General features: G+C 67.2%; 15 protein-coding genes. 4 read left to right on the top strand and 11 right to left on the bottom strand.

Features of this window, described 5'->3' with window-relative positions; translation table 11 throughout:
- Window positions 1–4: 4 nt before the first annotated feature.
- From dxs to QE393_RS17545, 3 genes are all read right to left on the bottom strand, one after another.
- Window positions 5–1936, bottom strand: a complete 1932-nt coding sequence (gene dxs, locus QE393_RS17555; RefSeq protein ID WP_310044869.1) for a 1-deoxy-D-xylulose-5-phosphate synthase — start codon at window positions 1934–1936, stop codon at window positions 5–7.
- A 150-nt stretch (window positions 1937–2086) separates the two neighbouring features.
- On the bottom strand, window positions 2087–2965 hold the full coding sequence (locus QE393_RS17550; RefSeq protein ID WP_310044867.1) for a farnesyl diphosphate synthase: 879 nt from the start codon (window positions 2963–2965) through the stop codon (window positions 2087–2089).
- Window positions 2962–3204 (bottom strand): exodeoxyribonuclease VII small subunit, encoded by a 243-nt coding sequence (locus QE393_RS17545; protein ID WP_064308488.1) that lies wholly within the window; start codon window positions 3202–3204, stop codon window positions 2962–2964. The genes QE393_RS17550 and QE393_RS17545 overlap by 4 nt, the downstream gene beginning before the upstream one ends.
- A 263-nt stretch (window positions 3205–3467) precedes the next feature.
- Between QE393_RS17545 and ilvA the strand changes: the two genes are divergently transcribed.
- Window positions 3468–5009, top strand: coding sequence for a threonine ammonia-lyase, biosynthetic (gene ilvA, locus QE393_RS17540; protein ID WP_310044865.1), 1542 nt, complete (start codon window positions 3468–3470; stop codon window positions 5007–5009).
- Window positions 5010–5230: 221 nt separating this feature from the next.
- Here ilvA and QE393_RS17535 read toward each other — a convergent pair whose 3' ends face one another.
- The 6 genes from QE393_RS17535 to QE393_RS17510 all read right to left on the bottom strand — a co-directional run bounded on the left by QE393_RS17535 (window position 5231) and on the right by QE393_RS17510 (window position 11795).
- Window positions 5231–6292: a DUF748 domain-containing protein gene (locus tag QE393_RS17535; protein WP_310044863.1), complete on the bottom strand. Its 1062-nt coding sequence runs from the start codon at window positions 6290–6292 to the stop codon at window positions 5231–5233.
- Between the two features lie 454 nt (window positions 6293–6746).
- Complete coding sequence (ppa, locus tag QE393_RS17530; protein WP_007161198.1) at window positions 6747–7274, bottom strand: inorganic diphosphatase; 528 nt, start codon at window positions 7272–7274, stop codon at window positions 6747–6749.
- Between the two features lie 51 nt (window positions 7275–7325).
- The gene (locus QE393_RS17525; protein WP_310044861.1) at window positions 7326–8162 is read right to left on the bottom strand and encodes a zinc-dependent peptidase; all 837 of its coding nucleotides are present in this window, start codon (window positions 8160–8162) and stop codon (window positions 7326–7328) included.
- 4 nt (window positions 8163–8166) lie between these two features.
- The gene (locus QE393_RS17520; RefSeq protein WP_273808215.1) at window positions 8167–8814 is read right to left on the bottom strand and encodes a DedA family protein; all 648 of its coding nucleotides are present in this window, start codon (window positions 8812–8814) and stop codon (window positions 8167–8169) included.
- Between the two features lie 175 nt (window positions 8815–8989).
- A complete protein-coding gene (gene adhP / locus QE393_RS17515) occupies window positions 8990–10021 on the bottom strand; it encodes an alcohol dehydrogenase AdhP (RefSeq protein ID WP_273808214.1) in 1032 nt (343 codons plus the stop codon).
- Between the two features lie 253 nt (window positions 10022–10274).
- A complete protein-coding gene (locus QE393_RS17510; RefSeq protein WP_133862354.1) occupies window positions 10275–11795 on the bottom strand; it encodes an aldehyde dehydrogenase family protein in 1521 nt (506 codons plus the stop codon).
- Between the two features lie 248 nt (window positions 11796–12043).
- On the opposite strand from QE393_RS17510, the gene QE393_RS17505 reads away from it, so the two are divergent.
- Window positions 12044–13936 (top strand): sigma-54-dependent Fis family transcriptional regulator, encoded by a 1893-nt coding sequence (locus QE393_RS17505; RefSeq protein WP_310044858.1) that lies wholly within the window; start codon window positions 12044–12046, stop codon window positions 13934–13936.
- A 185-nt stretch (window positions 13937–14121) separates the two neighbouring features.
- Here QE393_RS17505 and QE393_RS17500 read toward each other — a convergent pair whose 3' ends face one another.
- Window positions 14122–15282 carry a TDT family transporter gene (locus tag QE393_RS17500; RefSeq protein ID WP_310044857.1) on the bottom strand — a complete coding sequence of 387 codons (1161 nt, stop codon included), beginning with the start codon at window positions 15280–15282 and terminating at the stop codon, window positions 14122–14124.
- A gap of 129 nt (window positions 15283–15411) precedes the next feature.
- Complete coding sequence (locus tag QE393_RS17495) at window positions 15412–15786, bottom strand: hypothetical protein (protein WP_208695053.1); 375 nt, start codon at window positions 15784–15786, stop codon at window positions 15412–15414.
- A 205-nt stretch (window positions 15787–15991) separates the two neighbouring features.
- Between QE393_RS17495 and mpl the strand changes: the two genes are divergently transcribed.
- Complete coding sequence (gene mpl / locus QE393_RS17490; protein ID WP_310044854.1) at window positions 15992–17347, top strand: UDP-N-acetylmuramate:L-alanyl-gamma-D-glutamyl-meso-diaminopimelate ligase; 1356 nt, start codon at window positions 15992–15994, stop codon at window positions 17345–17347.
- The gene (gene ubiX / locus QE393_RS17485; RefSeq protein WP_026084064.1) at window positions 17347–17979 is read left to right on the top strand and encodes a flavin prenyltransferase UbiX; all 633 of its coding nucleotides are present in this window, start codon (window positions 17347–17349) and stop codon (window positions 17977–17979) included. Before mpl ends, ubiX begins: the two co-directional genes overlap by 1 nt.
- The last annotated feature ends 162 nt before the right edge of the window (window positions 17980–18141 follow it).

Genomic DNA, 18141 nt, shown 5'->3' with positions numbered 1-18141 from the left:
GCGCTCAGGCTTCCCTGCGCAGACCGGCCGGGGTCAGATCCGCCCGTGCCAGGCGCTCACGCACCGCGCGTTCGATCCCGGCGACGTCCAGACCGCACTCGGCGAGCATGTCGGCCGGCTTGGCATGTTCGATGTAGCTGTCCGGCAGCCCCAGGTTGAGCACGGGCTGGACCAGGGCATTGGCCTGCAGGAATTCGTTGACCGCACTGCCGGCCCCGCCCATGACGCTGTTTTCCTCGACGGTGACCAGCAGGTCGTGGTCGGCGGCGAACTGGCGGATCAGGGCTTCGTCCAGCGGCTTGACGAATCTCATGTCGGCCACGCTGGCGTCCAGGCGCTCGGCGACCTGCAGGGCCTCGGCCAATTGCACGCCAAAGACCAGGAAACCGACCGTGGGGCCGCTCTTCAGGCTGCTCTGGCGACGCACCACGCCCTTGCCGATGGGCAGGGGCTCCAGGCCCGGATCGAGGGCGGCGTTGGGGCCGCTGCCTCGGGGGTAGCGCACCGCGGCCGGGCCCTGGTGGCGATAGCCGGTGGTGAGCAGGCGGCGCAGCTCGTTCTCGTCGCTGGGCGCCATGATCACCATGCCGGGGATGCAGCGCAGGTAGGACAGATCGAAGCTGCCGGCGTGGGTCGGGCCGTCTTCGCCGACCAGGCCGGCGCGGTCGATGGCGAAGAGCACGTCCAGGTTCTGTACCGCCACGTCGTGGATCAACTGGTCGTAGCCGCGTTGCAGGAAGGTGGAATAGATGGCCACCACCGGCTTCATGCCATCGCAGGCCAGGCCCGCGGCCAGGGTCACCGCGTGCTGCTCGGCGATGGCCACGTCGAAGTAGCGCTCGGGATAGCGTTCGGCGAAGCGGATCAGGTCGGAACCTTCCTTCATCGCCGGGGTGATGCCCACCAGCTTGGTATCGGCGGCGGCCATGTCGCACAGCCAGTCGCCAAAGATGTTGGAATATTTGGGCGCACCCGGGCGCTTGGGCTTGGCGTCCAGCGGCTCCAGCTTGGTGATGGCGTGGTAGCTGATGGGATCGGCCTCGGCGATGGACAGGCCCTTGCCCTTGCGGGTGATGACGTGGAGAAACTGCGGACCCTTGGCATCGCGCAGGTTGCGTAGGGTGGTGACCAGGGTCGGCAGGTCGTGGCCGTCGATGGGGCCGATGTAGTTCCAGCCCAGTTCCTCGAACAGGGTGCCGGGTACCAGCATGCCCTTGGCGGCTTCTTCGGTGCGGCGGGCGATTTCCCAGGCGCCGGGCAGCTTGGAGAGGGCCTTCTTGCCGTTCTCGCGCAGGTGCTGGTAGGTACGGCTGGAAAGCAGCCGCGCCAGGTAGTTGGACAGGCCACCGACGTTGCGCGAGATGGACATGTCGTTGTCGTTGAGTACCACCAGCATGTTGGCGCCGGTATCCGAGGCGTGGTTGAGCGCCTCGAAGGCCATGCCGGCGGTCAGGGCACCGTCACCGATCACGGCGACCGACTTGCGCTCGAGCCCCTGCAGCTGGGCGGCGATGGCCATGCCCAGGGCAGCGCCGATGGAGGTGCTGGAGTGGCCGACACCAAAGGTGTCGTACTCGCTTTCGCTGCGACGCGGGAAGGCGGCCAGGCCGTCCTTCTGGCGCAGGCTGGCCATGCCTTCGCGGCGGCCGGTGAGGATCTTGTGCGGATAGGCCTGGTGGCCGACATCCCACACCAGCCGGTCTTCCGGGGTGTTGAAGACGTAGTGCAGGGCCACGGTCAGCTCGATGACGCCCAGGCCGGCGCCGAAATGACCGCCGGTCTGGCCCACGGTCCACAGGAGAAAGGCGCGCAGTTCGTCGGCGACGGCTTCCAGCTCGGTGTCACCGAGCTGGCGCAGCTGCACTGGCGAGTCGATGCGGTCGAGCAGGGGCGTCGCGGGACGCTGGCGGGGAATCTCGTGAAACGTCTTGGGCATCTGGCTGATCACTTTGCGCAGAGAATTAGGCAGTTTACCCGATGCCCGCGTGGCATCCCAACAGCGGGCAGGGCGTCTTGTTATGCCCCTGTGACAACGGACCCGGGGGCAAATGCGGCCCGGGTCACGAGTTTTTCCGCCGGAAAGCGGCTAGCTACGCCTGGCGACGATGTAGCAGGCCAGGGCGCGCAGGGGTTCGGCCGGCGTACCCAGCGGCTCGATGGCGGCCAAGGCGGTGTCGCGCAGCTCCAGGGCATAGGCCTTGGCGGCGTCCAGGCCGAGCAGCGCCGGGTAGGTCGGTTTGTCGCGGGCGAGATCGGCGCCCTGGCGTTTGCCCAGCGTCTGCGTATCGCTTTCGATGTCGAGCACGTCGTCCCAGACCTGGAAGGCCAGGCCGATGGCCTCGGCGTAGCGGGCCAGGGCCTCGCGCTCGGGGGTACCGGCGGCTTCGCTGGCCAGGGCGCCGAGTTGCACGCTGGCGGCGATCAGGGCGCCGGTCTTGTGCAGGTGCATGGTCTCCAGCGCCGGCTGGTCGATGCGCCGGCCGACCGACTCCAGGTCGATGGCCTGGCCGCCGACCATGCCCGCCGGACCGCTGGCGCGCGCCAGTACCGCGACCATCTCCAGCCGCACCGCGGCATCCTGGGGCGCCGTCAGCAGGGTCTCGAAGGCCAGGGTCTGCAGACCGTCGCCGGCAAGGATGGCGCAGGCCTCGTCATAGGCCTTGTGGGTGGTGGGCCGGCCGCGGCGCAGGTCGTCGTCGTCCATGGCCGGCAGGTCGTCGTGGACCAGGGAATAGGCGTGGATCAGCTCCACCGCACAGGCGGCCTGGTCGGCACGCGCCGGATCGCCACCCAGGGCTTCGCAGGCGGCATAGACCAGCAACGGCCGTACCCGCTTGCCGCCACCCATGACGCTGTAGGCCATGGCGGCATAGAGCCGGGCGAGTTCGGCGCGGGGGGCGGTGAACAGCGGGGCGAGGGCGTTATCGACGCGGGTCTGGCAGCGTTGCTGGTAGGCCTCGATCATGCGTCGTCCCCGACCGGGGCGAAGGGGGCGGCGGTGAGTTCGCCGTCCTTTTCCAGCAGGATCTGCACCTTCTGCTCGGCCTGGGCCAGGGCGCCCTGGCATTCGCGGGTCAGGCGGATGCCCTGTTCGAAGGCGCCGAGGGAGTCCTCCAGGGACAGCTCGCCGCTCTCCAGGCGTTCCACCAGGGTCTGCAGTTCGGCCAGGGATTGTTCGAAGTCGGGAGCTTTCTTGCGGGCCATCGGGATTCTCGGCAGAGGCGATCGGGTCGCGGGAAGTTGGCAACAGGGCGGCCATTGTGCCACAGCCATCGGCGCCGCTTGACGCCGTGCCCGGCCAGGCCCTAGGGTAGCGGTCATGAAAACGCGCAGCCTCCAACGCCCCAGCATTATTACCGCCATTACCTGATGGCGGGACAGCGTTAGCTGCGCAACCAGATCCGCCCAAGAGGCGGGTTTGTACTTTCTGACTCCTGGGCCCCGACGAAACACCCCAGGAGCCCGCCATGACCGCCCAGGAACCCGCCACCGATCTCTTGCAGCGCTATGCCCGCAAGATCCTCGAAGCCCCCGTCTACGACGTGGCGATCGAAACGCCCCTGCAGCCGGCGCGGGCGCTGTCCGAGCGACTGGGCTGCCAGGTGCTGCTCAAGCGCGAAGACCTGCAGCCGGTGTTTTCCTTCAAGATCCGCGGCGCCTACACCAAGCTGGCCAGCCTCTCGGCCAGCGAGAAGGCCCGCGGGGTGATCACCGCCAGCGCCGGCAACCATGCCCAGGGCCTGTCCCTCGCGGCCCGCGAGCTGGGCGTGCGGGCGATCATCGTCATGCCGCGCACCACGCCGGAGCTCAAGGTCATCGGCGTGCAGTCGCGTGGTGGCGAGGTGGTGCTGCACGGCGACGCCTTTCCCGAGGCCCTGGCCGAGGCGCTGCGCCTGGTCGAGGAGCAGGGCTATACCTTCGTGCCGCCCTATGACGACCCCGACGTCATCGCCGGCCAGGGCACCGTGGCCATGGAGATCCTGCGCCAGCATCCGGGGCGGCTCGATGCCATCTTCGTCCCCGTGGGCGGGGGTGGCCTGATCGCCGGCATCGCCGCCTATGTGAAATACCTGCGGCCCGAGATCAAGGTCATCGGTGTCGAGCCGGACGATTCCAACTGCCTGCAGCAGGCCATGGCGGCGGGTGAGCGGGTGGTGCTGCCGCGGGTAGGACTGTTCGCCGATGGCGTGGCCGTGGCCCAGATCGGCCATCACACCTTCGAGATCTGCCGGCGCTACGTCGACGAGGTGATCACGGTCAGCAGCGACGAGATCTGCGCGGCGATCAAGGACATCTACGACGACACCCGCTCCATCACCGAGCCCTCGGGCGCCCTGGGCGTGGCCGGGATCAAGAAGTACGCCGAGCGTGAGGGCTCCAGCGGCCAGGTGCTGGTGGCCATCGATTCCGGCGCCAACATCAACTTCGACCGCCTGCGCCACGTGGCCGAACGCGCCGAACTGGGCGAGCAGCGCGAAGCCATCATCGCCGTGACCATCCCCGAGCGGCCAGGGAGCTTCCGGGCCTTCTGCGAAGCCCTGGGCCGGCGGCAGATCACCGAATTCAACTACCGCTACCACACCGGCGAAGAGGCGCACATCTTCGTCGGCGTCCAGACCCATCCGCAGCGCGATCCGCGCGAGGCGCTGTTGCAGGGGCTGCGCGACCAGGGTTTCCCGGTGCTGGACCTGACCGACAACGAGCTGGCCAAGCTGCATATCCGCCACACCGTGGGTGGCCATGCCGCGCGGGTGGGCCAGGAGCAGGTGTTCCGCTTCGAATTCCCCGAACGCCCGGGCGCGCTGTTCGACTTCCTCGAAAAGCTGGGCGGACGCTGGAACATCAGCATGTTCCATTACCGCAACCACGGCGCGGCGGACGGCCGGGTGTTCGCGGGGCTGGAAGCCGGCCAGGCCGAGCGGCCGGAGCTGCTGGCGACGCTGGATGCCATTGGCTATCGCTATTGGGACGAGACGGAGAATCCGGCGTATCGGTTGTTCATTGGATAGACCGAGTCAGAGGGATAGCGGCCATGGCGGTCCGCAAATGTGGTCAATTCCGGAGATTGGAGTATCGCCAAATCGCGGCCATGGGCCGCTCCTACCTCGTACCTACGGTCATACCTGAGCCTGTAGGAGCGGCCCATGGCCGCGATTGGCACTGGGGCCTATCAGTGGAAAACGCTGCGCGGTTTTCCACGCTACGAAGCCCGGACACAAGACGCTGGACCTCAATCCGCGTCGTAGCGGGCGCTGAAGGCCCGCACGAAGGCGTTGCGCAGGATATTGAAGAAGGCCTGCAGCGGGCTGATGTTCTGATCCTTCACGCTGCCGGAGAGATCTACCCGGGTGGCGAACTGATCGCGGGGCTGGTTCTTGAGCAGCGTCTGGGCGGTGCCGACCACGGCTTCCCAGGCGCTTTCCAGGGCGTTCTTGTTGCGATTCTCGACGTCCTGCTGCCAGTCGAAGATGTCGACGTTCTTCATCAGGGGTTTGACGTAGCCGCTGAGCCGGCCATCCACCGCCTTGGCTTCCACCACCACGTCGCCGCTGCCGGTGCGGAAATCGAACTTGCCATAGGCGCGGGCGAAGTCGTTGAGCTTGGGCAGGTCGATGTCGGTGACCCTCAGGCGGAAGTCGAAGTCGGTGAAGTCCTTGAAGGGATCGAAACGAGCGCTGGCTTCCAGCGGCGCGCTGCCGAGCACGGCGGCCTTGCCTTCGAAGTGGGCGATGCGTTTGCCCTGGGCGTCGGCGGCGTTGGTCAGGTTGTAGAGGCTGGCGTTGACGTCGGTGGCCGCCAGATTCACCTGGGGCTTGGAATTGAAGTTGCGAAAGGTCACCCGCCCATTGACCACCCGTACCTCGTCGAGGGTGATGGAGATCAGCTTGTCGACCTGGTCCTGCCAGTCGGTGCCAGCACCGGTCTGCGACTGTTCCTTGCGCGTCCCGCCGTCGACGAAGTTGAGTTCGGGACGATCGAAGAGGAGGCGCCCGACGATGGCATGGTCCCGCCACAGCGAACGCCAGCTCACCGCGATGTCGATGCTGGGCGCCTTGAGAAAGGGTACCGGCACCTTGCCGTTGACCTTGACGATCTCCAGCCCCTCGATGCGATAGGCGCCGCGCCACCAGGCCAGGTCCACGTCGGTGACCTGGCCACGATAGTCGCCCATGTCCGCCAGCTTGTCGTTGAGGTAATGGCGGATCAGCAGCGGCGCGGCCAGGTGCAGGCACAGCAGCAGGACGACCAGGCCGATGAGGAGGTAAAGCGGCAGACGCAGGCGGCGGGACATGATGGCGACTCGGGACGGACCTATCCCCGGTCGACCCTGAGTAACGGGTCTGAGTTTCTCGTGAGTTTGCCTGGCGACCTGACCCGGGGAGCTGACATGGGCGAAAGGCTCTGCCTGGGCGGCCTGCATCCGTACCGGTCGTCGCTCCGCTGCGCCTGGTGTGCGCTACTCGAACGGCAGGCGCAAAAAAGCCGGCTTGTGGCCGGCTTTAGAGGGCGGGTTGAGCTGATTTTTGGTGAGCCCGGCCCGCCCGGGTTGCCCTTGCCGGGCAGATGAGAAAGAGGCCTGGGGCCTCCGGCGGCGATCGGCAGATGGCTGATCGGCGCAGGGTCGCGGATGGCGACGAGGCGTGCAGGGTAGTCGCTTTGCCGCCGGATAGGAAGCCCGGGATGGCCGGTGTGACGTCCGGAAACAGAAAAGCCCGGCGAGCCGGGCTTTTCGAAAGGAGCGTGGATCAGCCCTTGTAGGCGGCCACGGCCTTGGTGATCTCGGCGCGGGCGGCGTCGGCGTCGCCCCAGCCTTCGACCTTGACCCACTTGCCCTTCTCCAGATCCTTGTAGTTCTCGAAGAAGTGCTTGATCTGCTCCAGCAGCAGGGCCGGCAGGTCGGTGTATTCCTTCACGTCCTTGTAGAGGACGCTCAGCTTGTCGTGGGGGACGGCGATCAGCTTGGCGTCACCACCGGCTTCGTCGGTCATGTGCAGCACGCCGACCGGACGGGCGCGGATCACGGCGCCAGGGGCGACCGGGTAGGGGGTCACGACCAGCACGTCCAGGGGATCGCCATCGTCGGCCAGGGTGTTGGGGATGTAGCCGTAGTTGGCCGGGTAGAACATGGGGGTGGCCATGAAGCGGTCGACGAAGAGGGCGTCGCTGTCCTTGTCGATCTCGTACTTGATCGGCGCATGGTTGGCCGGAATCTCGATGGCGACGTAGATGTCGTTCGGCAGGTCTTTGCCGGCGGGAATCTTGCTGTAGCTCATGAACGGGTCCCTCTGGTCGGTTGGGAAAAGTGGCCGGGAGTATAGGCGCTTTCAGATCGGGGTTCGAGCCTCGGACCCCGGGGGTGTCGGCTGCTGCACGCTCGCCAGGCTGACGGCGAGGCGCTGGCGCGGATCCTGGCGGAACAGCTGCTGCAGCTGTCCGTAGACCGCCGGATAGTGTTCGCCGAGCAGGTCGGGCGCGCTGAAGAAATACTCGCAGGCGACCGCGAAGAATTCCTCGGGGCTTTCCGCCGCATAGGGGTCGAGCGAGGTCTCGGCGTCCGGATCGGCGTCGAGCTGGCGGTTGAGGTCGTCATAGGCGCCTTGCAGGGCGCTGGTCCAGGCCGCCTGGGGCATGCCTGGGTGCAGTGGTGGCTGACCGTTGCACAGGCCGCCGGCGAGCAGGTCGAGGAGGTGGGCGAATTCGTGGATGACCAGGTTGTAGGCCTCCCAGCCGCCACTGGCCTGGATGCCGGGCCAGGCCAGCACCACCTGGCCGCGATCCCAGGCTTCGCCGTCGCGCTCCTCGTCCCATTCGTGCTCCAGGCCGCCCTCGTCGCGATGGCGCTGGGGACTGACGAAGGCGTCCGGGTAGACGACGATCTCGCGGACGTTGGGGTAGAGCGCCGCTTCCGGCAGGTGCAGCAGCGGCAGCAGGGCTTGGGCGGCCAGCAAGAGGCGGTCGCCGTCGTCCAGTTCCAGGCCCTGGAGCAGGGTAAGGCGCTTCTCGGCGAGAAACAGCACGCAGTGCTCGCGCAGCCAGGCGTCTTCCGCGACGGTCAGGCCATCGAGGATCGGCAGGCGCTGACGCAGGCGCGCCCAGAGCTCGTCGGCGATGGCGACCCGCGCAAGCAGGCGCCGCTCGCGCCAGGCGCGCCAGAAACCCAAGGACTCAGATTCCGCTCTGGACCGCGGCGCGTCGGCTCTTGATCAGGCCGAGGATCATCGGCAGCAGGGAGATGCCGATGATGGCCAGCACCATCAGGGTGAGATTCTGCTTGATGAAGGGCACGTTGCCGAAGAAGTAGCCCAGGCTCACCAGACCGCCGACCCAGAGCAGCGAGCCGAGCACGCTGTACGCCAGGAAGTAGGGATAGTGCATGCGGCCGACGCCGGCCACGAAGGGGGCGAAGGTACGGATGATGGGCAGGAAGCGCGCCAGGGTGATGGTCTTGCCGCCGTGGTGCTCGTAGAAGGCCTGGGTGCGCAGCAGATAGTCGCGGCGGAACACCTTGGAATGGGGATTGCTGAACAGCTTGTCGCCGGCGAAGCGACCGATCAGGTAGTTGGTGCTGTCGCCCGCCACCGCGGCGAACATCAGCAGTCCGGCCAGCAGATAGGGGTCCATGTCGCCGAGGGCGGAGAGCGCGCCGGCGATGAACAGCAGGGAGTCGCCGGGCAGGAAGGGCATGACCACCAGGCCCGTCTCGCAGAAGATCACGGCGAAGAGAATGGCGTAGATCCAGGTGCCGTACTGGGCGACCAACCCGCTGAGATAGACGTCGAGGTGCAGGATCAGATCGATCGGGTTGAATTCCATGGGGCGTGCCTACCGTGGTTGCGAGGGTCCGGCGGCGATTATAAAGGCAGCCGGGACCGGGTTTTGTGGCCTGGTCGAGATCGGCGCCGGGAAAAAACGCCAGCCGCTCAGAGGTCAGGGTAGGGCAAAGGTTCAGTCCCGCGCCCGGATGGGCGCGGGAGTGGCGAGCCGGTTCTCAGCTCAGCGCCATGTCGATCACCACCCGACCCTCGATGCCGCCGCCGTGCATGCGGGCGAAGATGTCGTTGATATTCTCCAGCGGTTCGGCGCTCACCGTGGCCTTGACCTTGCCCTCGCCGGCAAAGTCCAGCGCCTCCTGCAGGTCCAGGCGGGTGCCGACGATGGAGCCGCGCACCGTGGTGCCGTTGAGCACCATGTCGAAGATCGACAGCGGGAAATCGCCCGGCGGCAGGCCATTGAGGGCGATGGTGCCGCCGCGGCGGGTCATGCCGATGGCCTGTTCGAAGGCCTTGGGCGAGACCGCCGTGACCAGGGCGCCGTGAGCGCCGCCGATCTCCTTCTTGAGGTAGGCCGCCGGATCCTGCTCGCGGGCGTTGACCGTGACCTCGGCGCCCAGCCGGCGGGCGAGGTCGAGCTTCTTGTCATCCACGTCCACCGCCGCCACGTTGAGGCCCATGGCCCGGGCGTACTGCACCGCCATGTGGCCAAGCCCGCCGATGCCGGAAATCACCACCCAGTTGCCCGGCTTGGTATCGGTCATCTTCAGGCCCTTGTAGACGGTGACCCCGGCGCAGAGGATGGGCGCGATCTCGACGAGGCCGACGTTGTCCGGCAGGCGGCCGACGTAGCCGGCATCGGCCAGGGTGTATTCGGCGAAGCCGCCGTTCACCGAGTAGCCGGTGTTCTGCTGGGATTCGCAGAGGGTCTCCCAGCCGCCCAGGCAGTGTTCGCAGTGGCCGCAGGTGGAATACAGCCAGGGCACCCCGACCCGGTCGCCTTCCTTGACATGGGTGACCCCCGCGCCTACTGCCACCACATGGCCGACGCCTTCGTGGCCGGGGATGAAGGGCGGATTGGGCTTGACCGGCCAATCGCCCTGGGCGGCGTGCAGGTCGGTGTGGCAGACGCCGCTGGCGGCGATCTTGACCAGCACCTGACCGGCACCCGGGGTCGGCACCTCGACTTCGCGGAATTCCAGGGGTTTGCCAAAGGCGGTGACGACAGCGGCTTTCATTGTTTTGGGCATGACGAGTCCCTCATGGAGGCATGATGCGTGGATGAAGCCAGACGGGGCCTGCGCCGGGACGCACCTGTCCACCACGGGCGGCCGTTGCGTCTAGCGTCGGCCACCCACGGGGAAGGGGTGTTGATCCAGGTCAGGCGGGAGGCGCGCCCCGACGTCCTGCTGAGGCGCGCGATCCAGGCGTCGTCTTCGCGGAGCGGCGTTGGCTCCGGGGCACAGTCAGTGGCGGCCGTACCCCGGGGTCTGCCGGTCGCTCCTAGAAGAAGCCCAGCGGATTGATGTCGTAGCTGACCAGCAGATTCTTGGTCTGCTGGTAGTGGTCGAGCATCATCTTGTGGGTTTCCCGGCCGACGCCGGATTTCTTGTAGCCACCGAAGGCGGCGTGAGCGGGATAGAGGTGGTAGCAGTTGGTCCAGACGCGACCGGCCTTGATGCCGCGGCCCATGCGGTAGGCGCGGTTGATGTCGCGGGTCCAGACGCCGGCGCCGAGGCCGAACTCGGTGTCGTTGGCGATGGCCAGGGCCTCGGCTTCGTCCTTGAAGGTGGTGACGCCGATTACCGGGCCGAAGATCTCTTCCTGGAAGACGCGCATCTTGTTGTGGCCCTTGAGCAGGGTCGGCTGGATGTAATAGCCGCTGGCCAGGTCACCCTGCAACTTCTCGACGTTGCCGCCGGTGAGGAATTCGGCGCCTTCCTCGCGGGCGATCTCCAGGTAGGAGACGATCTTCTCGAATTGCTGCTGGGAGGCCTGGGCGCCGACCATGGTGTCGGTGTCCAGCGGATCGCCACGCTTGATCTGGGCGATCTTCTTCATCACCGCTTCCATGAAGGGGGCGTAGATGGATTCCTGCACCAGGGCGCGCGAGGGGCAGGTACAGACCTCGCCCTGGTTGAAGAAGCCCAGGACGAGACCTTCGGCAGCCTTTTCGATGAAGCTCGGCTCGGCCTGCATGATGTCTTCGAAGTAGATGTTGGGCGACTTGCCGCCCAGCTCCACGGTGCTGGGGATGATGTTCTTGGCCGCGCAGGAAAGGATGTGCGAACCCACCGGGGTGGAGCCGGTGAAGGCGATCTTGGCGATGCGGGTGCTGGTGGCCAGGGCCTCGCCGGCCTCCTTGCCATAGCCCTGCACCACGTTGAGCACGCCGGGCGGCAGCAGGTCACCGACCATCTCGACGAACAGGGTGATGGACAGTGGGGTCTGCTCGGCGGGCTTGAGCACCACGCAATTACCGGCGGCCAGCGCCGGGGCCAGCTTCCAGGCGGCCATCAGCAGCGGGAAGTTCCAGGGGATGATCTGGCCGACCACGCCCAGCGGCTCGTGGAAATGGTAGCTGGCGGTGTTGTCGTTGATCTCGGCGGCGCTGCCTTCCTGGGCGCGGATGCAGCCGGCGAAGTAGCGGAAGTGGTCGGCAGCCAGGGGCACGTCGGCGTTGAGCGTCTCGCGCACCGCCTTGCCGTTGTCCCAGGTTTCGGCGACGGCCAGTTTTTCCAGATTCTGTTCGATGCGGTCGGCGATCTTGAGCAGGATCAGCGAGCGGTCCTGCACCGAGGTGCGGCCCCAGGCATCGGCGGCGGCATGGGCGGCGTCCAGGGCGCGCTCGATGTCGGCGGCGTCGGAGCGGGGAAATTCACCGATCACCGAGCCGTTCACCGGGGAGGTGTTGGTGAAGTACTGGCCTTTCACCGGGGCGACGAATTCGCCGCCGATGTAGTTGCCGTAGCGGGCCTGCAGGGTCAGCAGGGCATCTTGGGTGCCGGGAGCTGCGTAGCGCATGGTGGGTCTCCTGTTTGTTCTTGTAGGAAGAGCGGCGCTCCGATCCTGAGCAAGGCGCGGGCCAAGTCGGGCGAACCCGCATGGTTGCGGCCTTGCAGTCTTTTCCGGGGAAAGCCGCCACCTGCCACTGTGACAGAGGTGTCACCCCTTGGCGTGACAGCCTGTCACCTGGGGGTGACAGAGTGCCCAGTCCGCCCGATTTGGCCTATGCTGGGGGCCGCGCAGACGCCTCGCGGAGGACAACAACAATGGCCGCCATCCCGTCCGATCGTCATGCCAGCCAGGTGCTCGAACTCGCCCGCGGCGCCGTCCTCGACGGTCCGGCCAGCGATCCGGCGATCGCCCGCTCCTGGCGGCGCTGTCTCGACGAGCACCAGCTGGACCCGGCCGCTCCGGTAGCGCCCTGGGTGCTGGAGCGCGCCCGCTTCGACGAGCACCGCCAGCGCCAGCAGCGGGTCTTGCAGATTGCCCGCGGCCAGATGAATTCCCTGCACCAGCAACTGGGCGGCGCCGGCCATGCCGTGCTGCTCACCGATGCCCGCGGGCTGATCCTCGATTGTGTCACCGCCGAGGCCGAGCGCGAGACCTTCCAGCAGGCCGGGCTCTGGCTGGGCGCCGACTGGAGCGAGGCCTGCGAGGGCACCAACGGCATCGGCACCTGCGTCGTGGAGCGCCAGGCGCTGACCATCCACCGCGACGAACACTTTCGCAGTCGCCATACCCAGCTGACCTGCTCGGCCAGTCCGGTCTTCGATCCGGCTGGCGAGCTGCTGGCGGTGCTGGATGTTTCCACCGCTCGCCAGGAAGCCTCGCGCCAGGGCCAGTTCCACACCATGGCGCTGGTCAATCTCTCCGCCAAGCTGATCGAGAGCTGCTATTTCCTCGATCGCTACGCCGACGGCTATCTGCTGCGCTTCCATGCCCAGGCGGCCTATGTCGGCCTGCTCAGCGAGGGCCTGCTGGCCTTTGATGACGAGGGGCGGATCAATGCCGCCAACGAGACCGCCCTGATGCTGCTGGGGCTGGCGCGCAGTGCGGTGCTTGGGCAGCGGATGGAAAGCCTGTTCGAGTTGCGGCAGGACGACCTGCTGGAGCGCGCCCGCCCGCAACCCAGCGCCTGCTGGGCACTGCGTGGTCGCCAGGGCCAGGGCTTCCATGGCCTGGTGCGCGGCCCTCAGGTGCGGCCGGTCACCCCGGTGGCAGTGCCCAAGGCGCCCCTGCCCAGCGGCATCTGCCTGGCCGATCCGGCCCTGGCGCGGGATTTCACCCGGGCGCTCAAGGTGCTGGAGCGCGACGTGCCGGTGCTGCTGCACGGCGAGACCGGCACCGGCAAGGAAGCCTTCGCCAGCGCCCTGCACCGCGCCAGCAGTCGCGCCGGCCAGGCGTTCGTCGCCCTCAATTGCGCGGCCATCCCGGAAACCCTGATCGAGAGCGAGCTGTTCGGCTATCGCGGCGGCAGTTTCACCGGGGCGCGCAAGGAGGGCATGGCCGGCAAGTTGCAGCAGGCCGATGGCGGCATCCTCTTTCTCGACGAGATCGGCGACATGCCGCTGGCCCTGCAGACCCGACTACTACGGGTGCTGGAAGAGCGCCAGGTGGTCCCTCTCGGCGGTGGCGCACCGCGTGCCCTGGACCTGCGCCTGGTCAGCGCCAGTCACCGCGATCTGGAGGCCCTGGTGGCCGCTGGCGGCTTTCGCGAAGACCTCTATTATCGCCTGCGCGGTCTGGTAGTGACCCTGCCGGCGCTGCGTGAGCGCAGTGATCGCGGCGAACTGCTCGATCTGCTGCTGGCCGAGGAGGCCCGCGGGGAGTCGATCCGTCTCGATCCGGCCGCCCGTGCCTGCCTGCTCGCCCAACCCTGGCCCGGCAACGTCCGTCAGCTGCGTACCGTGTTGCGCACCCTGGTGGCCCTGAGCGAAGACGGTCATATCGGCCTGGACGAGCTACCTGCCGATTGCCGTGGCGCCCGGCTGCCCCTGCACGCCAGCGCGGCGCCGGTCGACAGCGCCCGCGAGGAGCTGCGTGCGGTGCTGGACGACTGCCACTGGCAGATGACCCGCGCCGCCAAGCGCCTGGGGGTGAGTCGCAACACCCTCTATCGCTGGCTGCACCAGCACGGCCTGCAGCGTCCCCAGGACTAAGAGCCTGTTCAACGTCTGCTGCGCGTCGGCCAAACGGCGTTGAAAATGGCCTGGAAGGCCAGCCCCGTCGGAATGCTCAGTTGCTCTTTGTAAACTCGAGCGCGAGTCCGATCCGCTTCCTCAGCTATTTTCGCGGGGCCACCTAGGCCTTGTTTGTCTCTAGCTCGCGAGCCTTTGAAAAGGCTCTAACGCGCCTTTTTGCCCAGGTGGGCGATGCAGGGCGAGACGAACAGACTGCCCTGGTAGGCGCCCGCCAGGGTGCGGCTGGCGACTAGGAGCCATAGCAGGGCCAGCAGCAGCACCAGCACGGCGCCCAGGCCGGTGAAGAAGGGTGCGGCCAGGGCCTCGCCCAGGCGCAGGGTGGCCAGGGCATAGACACCCAGGGGAAAGGTGAAGCCCCACCAGCCCAGGTTGAAGGGCATGCCCTCCCGGGCCTGGCGCTGGGTCACCAGCACCGCCAGCGCCAGCCACCAGAGTCCCAGGCCCCAGAGCAGCACCGCGCCCAGCAGGCCCAGGCCCTGGACGATCTCGCCAATGCCGACCAGGCCATGGGCGTCGAACACCGCGGGCGCAGCGCGGCCTAGCACCAGTAGCCCCAGTGCGCCGGTGGCGATCGGACCCAGCGCCAGCCAGCTCGATGCCGCCATGCTGGCCGGCGGCAGTTTGTGCAACGCCAGACGCAACAGCAGGATCACCAGCAGGCTGAGGGCGACCGGCACCGAATAGGCCCAGAGCACATAGCTGGCGACGATTATCGTGAATTGCTCGCCGGCCGCCAGGTGCGGTACCAGCAGGCCACCACTGGCCGCCGCCACCTCCGCGGCCACCACCGGCAACAGCCAGACGGCGGTCATCTGGTCGATGCGATGCGCCTGGCGGGTGAACATCAGATAGGGGATCAGCACTCCGCACGCCAGCGCCATGGCCGCATCCAGCCACCAGAGGCCGAGCGCCAGGGGCAGCACCGCCGCGCCCCAGCGCGGCAGGCCGAACAGCAACAGGCCGTTGATCAGCGTGGCCAGGCCCATGGGGATGGTGCCGATGAACATCGAGACGGTGGCGTGGGCGAAGATTTCGCGGGCCTGGTCGAAGAACAGCAACCAGCGCGCGGCATAGAGGCCGCCGAACAGACAGAACAGCAGTACATCGAGCAGCCAGAGGCTCTCGGCGAGGACATGCAATCCAGGAAACCGCCAGGGAAAGGCCGCCAGGGCGAGCGCCAGCACACCGGTGCCCATGGTCACGGCGAACCAGTTGGGGGTGAACTGGCGGATGACCTCCAGTGGGCGGTCGAGCTGGCTGAAGGGTCTGAGTGCCTGCTCGGGGACAGCGGCGAAAAGCGGCATGGCAGGGCTCCTGAAGGGAAGGCCTTCAGGCTAAGCCTGTGCGCTTATCATTAAAAATGAATGATTATGAAATATTAAACCATTTGATAGATAAGGCGCTGCCCTTGCTTGCCAGGCAGCGCCCGGGCATCAGGGCTTGGCCACGTGCCAGACCTGATTGACGCCATCACCGCTGGTATCGCCCGGCTTGCTGTCCTTGACCCAGGTGTAGAGCGGCTTGCCCTGGTAGGCCCATTGCTGGCTGCCGTCGTCGCGCGTGACCAGGCTGTAGCCATCGGCGGCCTTGGCGCCCGCTTCGGCTGTCAGCGGTGGCCAGTTCTGGGCGCAGGGACCGTTGCAGGCGGACTTGCCCGCGCTGTCCTTGGCGAAGGTGTAGAGCGTCATGCCCTTACCGTCGACGAGCACCTTGCCCAGGGCGGTGTCGGCGACCTTGGTCGGGGCGGCGGCCAGGGCCAGGCTGGCGAAGGAGAGGGTTGCAGCGGTGATCAGCAGGTGTTTCAGCATGGTCGACCTCTTGTGCTTGTTATCAAGGCGAACGGACCTACGGCTATGGGCATCCGGAAAGCCAGGGATGCCTTGCGCACTCTAGTCGAAATCCTGCCGGCCGGGGCAGGCGCAGCGCCGGGTATCCGCGACGGCCATCGCTCCGGCGGCGCGGCCCCCCGTGCTAACCTTGCCGCCGTTCAATCTGCAGCGGAGCCCGCCTGTCATGCACATCCACATCCTCGGTATCTGCGGCACCTTCATGGGGTCGCTCGCGGTACTGGCCAAGGAAGCCGGCCATCGCGTGACCGGCTCCGACGCCAACGTCTATCCGCCCATGAGCACCCAGCTGGAGACCCAGGGCATCGAGCTGACCCAGGGCTACGATCCGGCCCAGCTCGATCCGGCGCCGGACCTGGTGGTGATCGGCAACGCCCTGTCGCGTGGCAATCCGGCGGTGGAATACGTGCTGGACCAGGGGCTGCCCTATGTCTCCGGTCCCCAGTGGCTGGCCGAGCACGTGCTGCAGGGCCGCTGGGTGCTGGCGGTCGCCGGGACCCACGGCAAGACCACCACCACCAGCATGCTGGCCTGGGTGCTGGAGCACGCCGGCATGAGTCCGGGCTTTCTCATCGGCGGGGTGCCGCAGAATTTCGGCATCTCGGCGCGCCTGGGCGGCACGCCCTTCTTCGTGGTGGAAGCCGACGAATACGACAGCGCCTTCTTCGACAAGAGATCCAAGTTCGTCCACTACCGGCCGCGGACCACCATCCTCAACAACCTGGAATACGATCACGCGGACATCTTCCCGGATCTGTCAGCCATCGAGCGGCAGTTCCACCATCTGGTGCGGACCATCCCCAGCAGCGGCCTGATCATCCACCCCACTGCCGAAACGGCGCTGGTGCGGGTGCTGCAGATGGGCTGCTGGACCCCGGTACAGACCACCGGCGAGGGGGGGCAGTGGCAGGCCCGCCTGCTGGCCGAGGACGGCTCGCGCTTCGAGGTGCTGTTCGACGGCGAGGTACAGGGCACGGTGAACTGGGAACTGACCGGCCAGCACAACGTGGCCAATGCCCTGGCCACCCTGGCGGCGGCTCGTCATGTCGGCGTGGTGCCCGGTATGGGCGTCGCCGCCCTGAGTGAGTTCCGCAGCGTGAAGCGGCGCATGGAGAAGGTCGCCGAGGTGCGTGGCGTGACCGTCTACGACGACTTCGCCCATCATCCCACCGCCATCGCCACCACCCTGCAGGGGCTGCGTGCCCGGGTCGGCAGCCAGCGGATCATCGCCGTCATCGAGCCGCGCTCCAATTCCATGAAGCTGGGCGCCCACCGTGACGGCCTGCCGGCCAGCGTCACCGGCGCCGACAGCGTCATCTGGTACGCCCCGCCGAATCTGGGCTGGGACCTGGCCGGGACGGCCGCGGCCTGCGCCGTACCGGCGGTGGTCTGCGACTCCCTGGAGGCGATCATCGCCCGGGTCCAGGCCGAGCTGGACGGCCCCACCCACGTGGTGATCATGAGCAACGGCGGTTTCGGCGGCCTGCACGGCAAGCTGGCCGCGGCCCTGGAGCAGGCATGATGGCCGGCCCGGAACGCATCACCCTGGCACTGACCGGCGCCTCCGGCTCCCAGTACGGCCTGCGCCTGCTGGACTGCCTGGTGCAGGAGGAGCGCGAGGTGCACTTCCTCATCTCCAAGGCCGCGCAACTGGTGATGGCCACCGAGACCGACGTGGTGCTGCCGCCCAAGCCCCAGGCCATGCAGGCCTTTCTCACCGAATACACCGGCGCGGCGCCGGGCCAGGTGCGGGTGTTCGGCCAGAGCGACTGGATGGCGCCGCCGGCGTCCGGCTCCAGCGCCCCGGCGGCCATGGTGGTCTGCCCCTGTTCCACCGGCACCCTCTCGGCCATCGCCACCGGGGCCAGCAACAACCTCATCGAGCGCGCCGCCGACGTGGCCCTCAAGGAACGCCGGCAGCTGGTGCTGGTGCCGCGCGAGTCACCGTTCTCCAGCATCCACCTGGAGAACATGCTCAAGCTGTCCAACCTGGGCGTGACCATCCTGCCGGCCTCGCCGGGCTTCTATCACCAGCCGCAGACCCTCGACGACCTGGTGGACTTCGTGGTGGCGCGCATCCTCAACACCCTAGGCATCCCCCAGGACATGCTGCCGCGCTGGGGCGAACATCACCTGTCCGGCAACGATGATTAGGTTCTGTACGAAAAGTCGCCGAACGAAGGTCAGGCAAGGCAAAAATCAGCGAGGAAGCGGACCGGGCTCGCGCTCGAGTTTACGAATGGTAAATGAGCATTCCGAGCTGATTTTTAACGCAGCATCACCGAGCGCAGGCAGTTTTCGTATAGAACCTAGGGC

Source organism: Pseudomonas sp. SORGH_AS_0211 (assembly GCF_031453455.1).
Lineage (GTDB): Bacteria > Pseudomonadota > Gammaproteobacteria > Pseudomonadales > Pseudomonadaceae > Chryseomonas > Chryseomonas aestiva.
This window is presented reverse-complemented; position numbering and strand designations above follow the sequence as displayed.